At 46.7% G+C, this 12,159-nt stretch carries 8 protein-coding genes and 1 pseudogene; 5 read left to right on the top strand and 4 right to left on the bottom strand.

What is annotated here, in order from left to right; genetic code table 11:
• From EL645_RS00225 to EL645_RS00210, 4 genes and pseudogenes are all read right to left on the bottom strand, one after another.
• Entirely contained in the window at positions 1-954 is a 954-nt protein-coding gene (locus EL645_RS00225) for an LLM class F420-dependent oxidoreductase (RefSeq protein WP_126548184.1), read from the bottom strand.
• Between the two features lie 143 nt (positions 955-1,097).
• Positions 1,098-2,569: pseudogene (locus EL645_RS00220) on the bottom strand (rhamnulokinase).
• Positions 2,563-3,783, bottom strand: a complete 1,221-nt coding sequence (gene rhaI / locus EL645_RS00215; RefSeq protein WP_126548183.1) for an L-rhamnose isomerase — start codon at positions 3,781-3,783, stop codon at positions 2,563-2,565. The pseudogene EL645_RS00220 and the gene rhaI overlap by 7 nt, the downstream one beginning before the upstream one ends.
• 38 nt (positions 3,784-3,821) lie before the next feature.
• Positions 3,822-4,640: a DeoR/GlpR family DNA-binding transcription regulator gene (locus tag EL645_RS00210; protein WP_126548182.1), complete on the bottom strand. Its 819-nt coding sequence runs from the start codon at positions 4,638-4,640 to the stop codon at positions 3,822-3,824.
• A gap of 146 nt (positions 4,641-4,786) precedes the next feature.
• Between EL645_RS00210 and EL645_RS00205 the strand changes: the two genes are divergently transcribed.
• The 5 genes from EL645_RS00205 (at position 4,787) to EL645_RS00185 (ending at position 12,112) form a co-directional block, all read left to right on the top strand.
• Entirely contained in the window at positions 4,787-5,353 is a 567-nt protein-coding gene (locus EL645_RS00205; RefSeq protein ID WP_161976986.1) for a LutC/YkgG family protein, read from the top strand.
• 11 nt (positions 5,354-5,364) lie between these two features.
• Positions 5,365-7,731, top strand: coding sequence for an LUD domain-containing protein (locus EL645_RS00200; RefSeq protein WP_126548180.1), 2,367 nt, complete (start codon positions 5,365-5,367; stop codon positions 7,729-7,731).
• A gap of 840 nt (positions 7,732-8,571) precedes the next feature.
• The gene (locus EL645_RS00195; protein ID WP_246035231.1) at positions 8,572-9,729 is read left to right on the top strand and encodes a sugar ABC transporter substrate-binding protein; all 1,158 of its coding nucleotides are present in this window, start codon (positions 8,572-8,574) and stop codon (positions 9,727-9,729) included.
• A gap of 290 nt (positions 9,730-10,019) precedes the next feature.
• Entirely contained in the window at positions 10,020-10,853 is an 834-nt protein-coding gene (locus EL645_RS00190) for an ATP-binding cassette domain-containing protein (protein WP_126548178.1), read from the top strand.
• Positions 10,853-12,112 carry a sugar ABC transporter permease gene (locus EL645_RS00185; RefSeq protein ID WP_126548177.1) on the top strand — a complete coding sequence of 420 codons (1,260 nt, stop codon included), beginning with the start codon at positions 10,853-10,855 and terminating at the stop codon, positions 12,110-12,112. The genes EL645_RS00190 and EL645_RS00185 overlap by 1 nt, the downstream gene beginning before the upstream one ends.
• The last annotated feature ends 47 nt before the right edge of the window (positions 12,113-12,159 follow it).

The following is a 12,159-nucleotide window of genomic DNA, read 5'->3' as shown; positions in this document are numbered from 1 at the left end:
CTATGCCTGCTGCATACACTGATGTGCAAACAGGCGAACCGACTCAAGATTAGTAGCAGCATCAACAAAATGGATGAGCAACTCCTGAATACCTGCCTCCTCATATTCAGCCAGGCGCTGGCGAATTTGTGCAGGAGTGCCAATCAGACTGGATTTGCGCAGCTCTGCCAGGTTAGCGCGCTCGCCTGGTGTCAGCTTAGCGATTGCCTCTTCTTCAGTCTCAGCAATGGCACATACATCGACGATAGCGGTACGGCGGATAGTATTAAAATCGCGGCCCAGAGTTTCACAATGATTTTTCAGAACCGCCAATTTATGCTTAATATTAGGGATATCACCACCAACATTGCACGCATCTCCATACTGAGCAACGAGTTTAAGGGTCACCTTCTCGCCACTACCGCCGATGAGCAATGGGATATGAGGTTTCTGAACGCCTTTAGGTTGATTGATAGCGCCCCGCACCTGATAATATTTTCCTTCGAAGGTAGCCTCTTCCTGAGTCCACATAGCTCGGATCACCTGAAGGGCCTCACGCAAATGGCGTAAACGCTCAGGAGCATCGGGATAATCATAGCCATAGGCTCGATACTCATGTTCATACCAGCCAGCGCCGATACCGAAATCGAGGCGACCATGACTTAGCACATCAACCGTGCTAGCCATTTTCGCCAGCAAAGCTGGATTGCGATAGCTGTTACAAGTCACAATCTGACCAATACGGACGCGTTTAGTATCGCGTGCCAGGGCAGCCGTACTGGTCCAACATTCGAATGTTACCTCTTGTGTTGGAGTTGGGACAGTATGAAAGTGGTCATAGAGCCATATTGAATAATAGCCCAGAGACTCAGCTTCCTGAGCCACTTTAGTCATAGCTTCATATGCGTCAACAGGATCCGCAATCCCAACAAGGTCCATGCGCCATCCCTGAGGAACGATAACTCCGTAATCCATAATAAAATATGTGCTCCTTTGTTTGCCTGGAAAAATAAGATCAGTTAGATCTCTAACGTTATTAGCCTACAATATCTGCCAGCGAAAATGCAAATGTGTATGATTGATTGATCGGCTTCAGCGTTACTCTGGCTGATGCTGGACTAAGCCTGTATCACCTGGAGAAACCGCGTATAAGCATCATCCCATTGCGAAACCTGGTATGGTTGATAAGTATGAATGGGAAAGGATTGTCGTACCAGGTAACGGGCCTGCTGGAGATTCTCCAGGTATCCAAGGGAGATATACTGAACGAGTAGATTGCCAATAGCGGTTGCTTCTACTGGACCGGCCCAGACAGCACGGCCAAGTGCATTGGCTGTATACTGGCAGAGGAGCGTATTTTGAGAACCGCCACCAACGATATGCAGGCCTGAAAAACGTTTGAGAACCAGATCTTCGATATGCTCCAACACAAAGCGATAACGCAAAGCCAGACTTTCAGCAATACAGCGAAATATTTCACCCTCTGTTCGTGGTATCGCCTGCCCTGTTTGCTGACAATACTGTTGTATCTGGCGAGGCATATGGTCAGGGCTCATAAACATGGGGTGATCGGGATTGATAAAAGAACGGAAGGGAGATGCATCAGAAGTGAGTCGTTTCTCTTCTTCAAAAGTAAACTGCCGCCCTCATTTTTCCAGACTCTGCGACACTCTTGCAAAAGCCAGAGCCCGGTCACATTTTTGAGCAGGCGGGTTGTTTTATTAATGCCCCCCTCATTAGTGACATTGGCTTGCAGAGCTTGCACATTCAAAATAGGTGAAGATATTTCTGTACCCAGTAGTGACCAGGTGCCGCTACTCAGATAAGCAAAATCGGCATTCTCAGCAGGAACCGCTACTACAGCAGAGGCTGTATCATGTTCAGCCACGGTGACAACCTGTAAAGAGGGGAGACCAACTTCAGAGCCAATAGCAGGAACCAACTTTCCAGCCAGCGTGCCAGGATTGACGGGAGATTGAAACAGGTGTGCAGGGAGTCGCAATTTCTGTAAAAGAGCATTATCCCAACTTTGAGTAAATGGATTGCACAACTGAGTAGTTGAAGCAATTGTCCATTCGCTCAAACGTTCACCTGTCAGGAAATAGCGAAGGAGCTCAGGTATGAGGAGCAGGGTAGAGGCCTGATCAAGCAGGAGAGAAGAAGAACGCTGCAAGGCCATCAATTGGTAAATAGTATTGAAAGAGATAAACTGAATGCCGGTGCGCTGAAAAATTTCCTCCTGAGACACCTGTTGGAAGACCTGCTCCATCATACCATTGGTATGTGTATCGCGATAATGATAAGGATTACCCAGTAGTTCTCCCTGAGCATTTAACAGACCGAAATCGACGCCCCAGGTATCGATGCCGATGCTCTGAATATCGGCATGACCCTTTAAACGTGTCTGAATCAATCCCTGTTTAATTTCATGGAACAAGCGCAAGATATCCCAGTGCATATGCTTAAGCACATGCACTGGTTCGTTGGGAAAGCGATGGGTATCAATGATAGTAAGCTTTTCCCCATTGAATTGACCAACGACTGCCCGTCCGCTACTCGCTCCTAAATCGAAAGCGAGAGCTTTTACCAACTTGCACCACCTTTACCACGAGCAAGGATACGCTGGCCATAATCGCTCTGAAGATAAGCACGCATTGGATCAACCGGAACGCCCATTTCCTCACGAACAACCTGTAGTAGAGGAGTGACATCGAACTCAAAAGCCTCCCGGATAGCATTCTCAGCGGCCAGAACATCCTGTTGTTCCTGTGCCTGCTTAACGGCGTCAAAATTAATTAAGAGGGCCTTAGCGAACTGTGTTTGAACGTTTAGGATCGAGCGAATCATAGCCGGGATTTTTGGTTCTATACAATGGCTTTGATCGATCATATAGGCAATATTGGCCGCAGTCTGGCGAGTGCCAGCATCTGTAGCCGAGGAGGCATCGAGGATTTGATAGAAGATCAAGAAAAGCTCATAAGGATTGACTGAACCAACGATTAAATCATCATCAGCGTATTTGCGGCTATTGAAATGGAAGCCACCTAATTTTTGCTCATCAAGGAGATAGGCCACAATTTGTTCAACGTTTGTCCCCTGGGCGTGATGGCCAGTATCAACCAATACCAGAGCCTGTGGACCCAATTTCAAAGCCATATTATACGCCATACCCCAATCGCCCAGATCAGTATGATAGAAAGCAGGCTCAAAGAACTTATACTCAATGAGCAGACGCATATGAGGATCTAAAGCCTGATAGAGCTCTTGCAAAGAAGCCAGCAGCCTATGTTTGCGCTCACGAATATTATCTTGTCCCGGATAGTTAGTCCCATCAGCAAGCCAGAGACTAATTAAAGAAGAGCCGGTTGAGCGAGCGATATCGACGCACTCAAGGGTATGATTAACAGCCTGGCGGCGAATAGACTCATTTGAATTACAGAGGCTACCAAAGATATAGTCATCTTCCTGAAAAAGGTTAGGATTTATCGCCCCCAGCGTAAGCCCAAGTGATTCTGCGTGATGGCGAAGCTGATCATAATCTTCAACCTTATCCCAGGGGATGTGCAGCGCCACAGAAGGACAGGCACCAGTTACACGATGAACCTGGGCTGCATCTTCAAGTTTTTCAAATGGATTGCGAGGAATCCCCACCTGCTTAAAGACCTTAAAGCGCGTCCCTGAGTCTCCATAGCCCCAGGAAGGGGTTTCAATTTTCAATGCCTTAAGTTGTTGCTTAACCTCTTCCAGATTAATGCCACGGTTGGCCTGGTGCTGCTCAAAAAAAGTATAAGCTGAATCTCCCATTGACCGCTACTCCTTCCTTGTACTAGCGATGATCGAAACTAAGCAATCCAGACTTCGATGCCCTTACTGCGTACTTGCTCAACCATTTCGGGAGGCGCCTTTGCATCCGTAATAACCAGTTTCAGCCGTTCAAGAGGACAAAAAGTAGCAAAGGCCAGATGGCCCCACTTGCTATGATCTACAATAGCGATAACCTCTTTCGCCGCTTCAACAATGGCACGTTTTAGTTCAACCTCTTCTCCATTCACATCGGTTAAGCCCTCAGTGGGAGAAAAACCCCGGGCGCCCACAAAAGCCTTGCTAATATGAACCTGTTGTAAGACAGACTTCCCCCAGGTTCCAATAAGCGAGAACGATTCCTGGCGAAGCATACCACCGGGAATAAGGACCGAGACCCCAGGGGTATTAATAAGTTCCATACCAATGCGCAAGCCATTGGTAACGACCGTTAACTCCCGTTTCGCCTTCAAATATTGAGTCATAGCCAGGGCAGTAGTACTGGCATCGAGAGCGATCGTCTCGCCATCCAGCACGCAGCTAGCCGCAGTAGCACCAATACGTTCCTTCTCATTATGTTGAAGTTTTTCGCGCGTATCAAAGCCCATCTCCATAGAATGGCTTGTTGCCAGGACTGCTCCACCGTGAGTCCGTACCGCGATATGATGTGTTTCGAGCCATGCCAGATCTTTACGAATAGTTACCTCTGAAACAGAAAAGAGCTGACTTAAAGCTGGAACAGTCACGCGCTGTTGCTCGCCTAAAATGTGGGCGATTTGCTGTCGCCTTTCATTTGTAAAAAGCGACGAACCTGTAGCCAGGGCATCGGGCACGTAGGACTTTTCATTTTCTATATTCATGTATTACTTTTCTCGCAGGTTTCAAATAGTTTCGATATGTTTCATTTACTTGTAACATATTTTGTTAGTTTTGTCAATACTTATTTTTCGTAAAGATGGATGCTATTATTATATATAAATCCACAAAGGGGAGAAATGAGAAACACATGACAACAACAGAACTTTTCACGCGTTTTCAGCAAAGGATAACCGCTGTAGGTGGGGAATGTTACTGGCTAGAAAATCTCGCACAAGCTACTGATGTTATTATAGCGCATAAGGCCTTTGAAGGAAAAGAGCATTCAATTGTTGTCCCACCCGGTTTCATAGAAAAGCCGTTGTGGGGAAACATAGGAACACAATTGCAAGAAAAGGACTTTATTGTCCAGGAAGCCCGAAGTCCTGCAGAAGTAGCGGATACTCCAGCTGGTCTCTCAAACGCCGAACTAGCCATTGCAGAGACTGGTTCCGTCATGTTGGCTGAGAACAAGTTAGAAGCAAGAATTGTCAGCATGCTTACTCTCACCCATTTTGTGCTAGTAAAAGCGCGAGATCTTTTCCCCATGTTAGATGACGCAGGAACGCGCCTGCAACAACTAACAAAAGCGGGCCCTGAACAAAAACGCTACATCTCACTTGTCACAGGACCCAGTCGAACCGCAGATATTGAACGCACGCTAACCATCGGTGTGCAAGGGCCGAAAGCTATTTGTGTGCTCTTCATAGACGACTGAAAGGTGAGCATATGAGTTTCCAGGATGCAACCCCACAAGACGAGAAAGTACTCGCAAGCCAGCCTGGTGCAGCCCAGGAGGTATTAACGCACACGGCTTCATTGCCGCAAGTGCTCACAGAAGAAAAAGCCAATCCTACTAACGAACACCAGCCATTTAAGGTACGCCTGAACGAATCTCTAGCCGACCAGAATTTACAGCGTGCACTTGGACGTTTTGCCCCCTCATGGCGTGCCTCCAGACAAGATGTTTTCTCCATAGAAGAAACAGACTATGGTGAGGACTATACCTTTACTAAATTACGCCACACACTACGTGAAGCCAAAGACCACGCAATTGAACACCAACCCGAGCTTATTGCTCAATTCATTGAAAACGCAGAAGCGGCAGGAGCGACCGTTTACCGAGCCAGGACCGCTGCAGAAGCCAATGAGTATGTCTATAATGTATGTTTACACCATAAAGCAGACGTAGTTGTCAAATCGAAGACCATGGTCAGCGAAGAGATAGAGCTCAACCACTATTTAGAAGAAAAAGGCATCAAGCCGATTGAAACTGATCTTGGTGAATGGGTAGCACAACTAAATCATGAACGGCCGTCACACATGGTGCTACCAATTGTACACAAAACGCGCCAACAAGTCGGCACAATCCTCTCAAATGCCACCGGTCGAGAGATCTCGCGAGAGAATGTAGCCGAACAAGTTGCCGTCATTCGTGCCGAACACAGAAAATCCTTCCTCACCGCAAAGATAGGCATCAGTGGAGCAAACGCACTGATTGCTGAGAGTGGAACTGTGATGATGATGACCAACGAAGGAAATGGTCGTCTTGTCACCTCGCTCCCGCCAGTACATATCGTATTAGCAGGATACGATAAACTAATTGGGAGCTATGCGGAAGCCATGACGCAACTAAGATTGTTGGCCAGGAGTGCTACAGGGCAGCACATCACCAGCTACAACACCTTTATTACTGGACCTGCAACCCCTGAAAAAGAAATGCACATAGTGCTGGTAGATAATGGTCGTAGCCAGATGAGAGAAGATCCCCGCTTCAAAGACGCTCTGCGCTGCATCCGTTGCGCGGCCTGTGCCAACATCTGTCCACCTTACCAGCAGGTTGGAGGGCACGCCTTTGGACATATTTATAGTGGAGCGATTGGCCTGGTTGTCACGCCTTTTCATCATGGTATTGAAGCCGGGGCTGGCCCACAGAGCTTATGTGTCAGCTGCAACGCCTGTGAAACTGTTTGTCCAGTCGAAATACCATTGCCAAGCTTAATTTTAGATGTACGCCATAAAACGGTTGAAGCCAAAGGATTGCCCTGGATTAAGAAAACCATTTTTGGCCTCATGGCCAGGCCCAGACTCTTTGGGCTGGCATTGCGCCTGATCAGTATTGGTCAACTGCCCATTACATGGGGGAGTAAATATGTACGTGCCAGACGATTTGGCCCGCTAAAAAAGGTGCCAATGATCGGACGTATAGCTGAAATGGCGAGCTGGCGAAGTCTCCCGGCTATTGCCCTCAAACCCCTAAGGGATCGCATAAAAAAACCAGCTGTAGCTCAAATATCAGAAGAGCCAGGCTTAAAACTAACCATCTGCTACTTTGCCGGTTGTATGACTGATCGCCTCTATCCCGAAATGGGAGAGGCTGTAATCAAGGTATTAGAAGCGGCTGGAATACAAGTTGCATTCCCTGCCGACCAGAGTTGTTGTGGTCTGATCGCTCTCAACTCCGGAGATCGCAAAAACGGTATGGAAATGGCGAAGCAAACGATTATCATGTTAGAGCAAGCAATGCAAAAGCAGCAAGCCGATTATATTTTGAGCGCTTCAACCAGCTGTGTCGTCACCATTGTACAGGATTATATTCGCCTATTTGAAGATGCTGGAGATCAAGAATGGCTGAGGCGAACCCAGCAGCTAGCAGAAAAAGTGATGGACTTTACCAGTTTCATGGATAGAATCATCTTACCGAGCGGGATCTTATCTTCTCGCCTACAAAAGAAGCCACAAGAAGGAGTTATCACCTATCATGACTCATGCCAATCCTGTAACTGCCTGGGATTGAGGGCAGAAGCGAGACATACCATACAGGACGCACTAGGGTTAGAATTAAAAGAAATGCCAGATTCAGATGTATGCTGTGGTTTCGGGGGCTCAACCTCCATTGAGCATCCAGAAGTAGCAAAACGCATGTTAAAGAATAAACTCCAGAATGCAGAGAGCACAGGAGCAACCATCCTGGTATCTGACAATCCTGGTTGTTTAATGCATCTGCGTGGTGGAGTTGATGTCACTGGCCAACCGATACGTGTTGTCCACCTGGCCCAACTAATTGCTGAACAGCTCCCAAACGACAAAAAATAGCTTATTCAGCGTGGAAAAGTCTCATTGCCAGAAAAGGTGTGCAATGAGACTTTTCCCTTATAGTGTCTAAGCACCGTATATCACCTTTTCTTTGGTCATCGGCACAAATTTGTAAGATTTTTCCTCTATTACGGAGAAATAGCAAAGGCATTTCTCCCTTCTTTCGAGTAAGATAGTTTCACTTTTTGCAAATAAGCAAAATTCGTAAGTTTGGTTTATTGACAAACTATTATTGCTGTGATACATTTCCACTGTTGGATATATTGTCCGGATTACCAGGAGCAAAGTAGCTGTTTGGTAGTGTTTTCTTAACTTCTTCAATCGGTTCGTATCTAAACTATACATACTAAAGGAAACAGTTTCGCACAATCGTTGCACATATGTAGTGCTGGTAATACGAAGAAGATAGCACCCTGGATAGCATACAAAGAAGCTTTTGTGGAATGCGTATTTGTAACTATAAAACTGGGATGTGAGACACGTATCAATGCGGCTACCTGGTGCAGCATAATGGATCCTCAGACATGGTTGTCCGATGGCAACATTCGGTATATGTAAAGGTAGATAAGTAGAAATTTTGCGTTACTATTGCACTTTTATTTATGGTGTAAATGCAACATCGAATTTATCTACGAAGTCCTGGATCATGTATCGAAAACTCCATATTTTATACGAAATCATAGCTTAATTATTAGGCTAGCTGCGTCCTTTAATACTTGTATAGGTAGAATATATAATCTACTGAGGGAGTTGTGAAAGCGTTCATTAGAAATCGACCAATGAACGTGTCTTTTCTTTGTATAGAAGGCACAGGTGATTTTTATGGAGAAAGGTTTCAGGATGAAACTCTCAAAGGGTCAGCGCGGCAAATGGAGCCTCATGGCAGGCATCCTTTTATTTACCCTCCTTTTATCGGCTTGTGGTAGTGCCAATTCAGGTAACGCCTCAGGCACTCCGACATCCCAGGCAAATAGTGGACCTGATGGAAAAGGCTGTAAAAAAATCGGCGTATCTTTCCCAGAGACCAATACATCATACCGCTGGGATAACCAGGATAAGCCATTGCTCATCAGTGCTTTGAAGAGCGCCTTATCCATTACCGATAGCGATATCATTTATAACAATGCTAATGGAAGTGCAGCAACTCAGCAGACACAGGCAGAGTCTATGTTAACTCAGGGTGCTTGTATTCTGGTTGTTGCTCCTGCAGACAGTAAAGTAGCGTCAGCTATTGTTGACAAAGCTAAAGCGAAACATGTTCCAGTGGTTTCTTACGATCGCTTGATCGCCAATAAAGACGTCACAGCATATGTTTCCTTCCAGGGTCAGGATGTTGGTAAGTTGCAAGGCGGCTACATTGCTCAGCACTACCAGCAGTATGTAAAGGCTAACGGCACCAACAACACCGTTGTCATTAATGGTGCACAGACCGACAACAACGCCATCCTCTTCAAACAGGGCTTACATACTTCTCTGGATCCCTTGTTCACCAATGGGACTCTGAAGAACGTCTATGAGCAGTTCACCGACTGGACTGGTCCTGTTGCTCAGAAAGACATGGAAGCTGCTCTTTCCCGCACCGGAAACAAAGTAGCAATCGCCTATGTCGCTAATGACAACATGGCTGATTCAGTTATCGCTGCCCTCAAAGCTGTCCACCTGGACAAAAAAGTGCTTGTAACTGGTCAGGATGCGGCTCAGGTTGCTATCACCAACATCTTGAATGGTGAGCAGGCAATGACTGTTTACAAACCTTACAGTAAAGAGGCCCAGGACGCCGCTAAGATTGTAGCCGCCATCAGCAACGGTGAAGACATCAAAACCATTGCTACAACTAGCGCTACAGAGCCAACTTCTGGTGCTGCGATCCCCTCAATTCTGGAAGCTCCTATTGCAGTTGACATCACCAACGTAAAAGACACCATCATTAAAGACAACTTCTACACCAAAGATCAGGTGTGTAAAGGTGTCCCAGCTGGTGCTGGTGGCGTCTGCTAAATAGTGACTGTAGTTTAATTAAGGTGGTAACAGATTATATCTAGCTCAGAAGCGTTTAAAATACAAACAGGCGAAAATATGATCTGTTACATCCTTACACTGCAGAACACAGACATTGGACCTATATAAGCCCTCGTACCGTGTTCAAAGACGTGTACCTGGGCTTATATATTTCCAATAGCAAGAAGAGAGAAATATGGCATCTTCAGTGAAGACAGCAAATACCGTAAAAGTAATTTCTTCTTGCTAAGAAAATTTGTCCTCTTTTTTTATTCAGCTGAGAGGTTTATATGGCTGAGAATGAACAGGTTCCAGAGAGCCAGAACGAAAAAGTAACAACCAAACAAGCAGAGCCTCTGCTGCGCATGGTCGGGATCGGAAAGACTTTTGGTGCTGTTAGAGCGCTATCTGGTGTAGACTTTGAAGTATATGCAGGAGAAGTAGTCGCATTGGTTGGAGACAATGGAGCCGGAAAATCGACCCTTGTCAAAACCATTTCAGGAGTTGGACCAGCCGACGAAGGCGAATGTTTTTTTGAAGGGCAGCCCGTTGTCATCAACAGCCCCCAGGCGGCAACGCGTCTAGGTATTGAGACCGTTTATCAGGACCTCGCCTTATGTGACAACCTGGACGTCACCTCCAATCTTTTTCTAGGACATGAGCTTCGTACACCATACAGAACGCTCAACTCCACCGAAATGGAGAAGCGAGCCCTGGCTGTATTGAAGACTCTAGATGTGAAACTGCCCTCCGCGCGAGCGCTAGTCGCCTCATTATCGGGAGGTCAACGCCAATCTATTGCCGTAGCCAAAACCATTTTGCGCCAGGCAAAAGTCGTGATGCTAGACGAGCCAACGGCAGCCCTGGGTGTTGCGCAAACGCGCCAGGTACTCAACCTCATCAAACGTCTAAAGGATCAAGGTCTGGCTGTAGTCGTGATTTCGCACAACATGGTCGATGTTTTTCAGGTTGCAGATCGTGTGATTGTCATGCGTTTAGGAAAACGTGTAGCAACCTTCGATGCCAAAAATGCCACTTCTGGACAGGTTGTCGCTGCTATGACCGGTGCGGATTATAGTACTATGAGCGGAGAAAAAGCCAGCGCCGTGGGAGGAAATGAGTAATGAGTGATATTATAGAAAAACATGGAGCTGACGCCAGTCCTGAGCAAATACAGGCGGCGGCGAGCACAGTAGAGGTTCCCAGCTATCAACCACGGCAGACATTTGGACAAATGTTGCGAAACGACCTGGGTTTTCTACCAGTTCTTTTAACCCTAATTTTGATTATCGCTTTCTTCCAGATTCTGAATCCAATCTTTTTGCAAGGTGAAAACTTTACTAATATCCTTTTGCAAAGTGCCTCATTAGGTATTTATAGCTCAGGTATCGTACTGGTTCTCTTGTTGGGAGAAATTGACCTATCGGTGGCCGCGGTTGGCACGCTATGTGCCGTCGTCATGGCAGTTCTTACCGAGCGTCACGGCTGGTCCGCTGGTCCTGCGATCCTGGTGGCCCTGGCGTTAGGTGCGTTTGCTGGTTTACTCAATGGTATCTTTGTAGCAGTCTTGCGTATTCCCTCGTTCATCGTCACGCTAGCCTTCTTTATTGTGTACTCTGGCCTCTTGCTCTTTTTGCTGGGCTCCCAGACTACGCAGAGTGTGGGTGACCCTTTCATCCTCTCATTAGCAGGTACCCCTGTCAGCTACTTTACAGATGTTCTTGGTATCGGGTTACCCACGCTAGCGGTAGTATTATACGTCATCAGCCTGGTGTATGATTACTTCAACCGTAAAAAAGCTGGTCTACGCACGATGTCACTGACCCGGCTCATCGCTCAATCGGTTATCGCCGTTGCTGTTGTAGAAGTCGTCGTAGTCTTGCTTGAGAACTACCAGGGCGTCCCCTACTCCATGGGTATTCTCTTCGGGATCATTCTGATCTTATGGCTGGTCTTAACCAAGACCTCATTTGGTCGTCACATTTATGCTGTTGGTGGTAATGCCGAGGCTTCTCGACGTGCAGGCATCAATGTCATAGGTATCCGCATCGCTGTGTTTGTGCTTTGTTCCCTCATTGCTGCAGTTGCAGCTATTGTAGACACATCGCGCCAGAACGCAGTTGCCAGTGCTATTCCATCCATGTTGCAGCTGGATATTATCGCAGCAGCAGTTATTGGAGGTGTCAGCCTGTTTGGTGGACGTGGCTCCATCTGGGCTGTAGTGCTGGGTATGCTCATTGTTCAATGTCTGGACAATGGTTTGTCACTGTTAAACCAAACAACAGACGTACAGCAAATGGTCGAAGGACTGGTGTTGATTCTGGCCGTCACCTCTGATGCCTTAATCCGCCGTGCTCAGACTCGTAGCCGCAGCGGTAAGTAAATTCCCATCAAAAAGAGTCCATATTATTGATGTATATTACAAAGTGC

Source organism: Dictyobacter kobayashii, assembly GCF_003967555.1.
GTDB classification, from domain to species: Bacteria; Chloroflexota; Ktedonobacteria; order Ktedonobacterales; family Ktedonobacteraceae; genus Dictyobacter; species Dictyobacter kobayashii.
The sequence above is the reverse complement of the archived record's forward strand: the minus strand, read 5'-3'. Positions and strand labels throughout refer to the sequence as shown.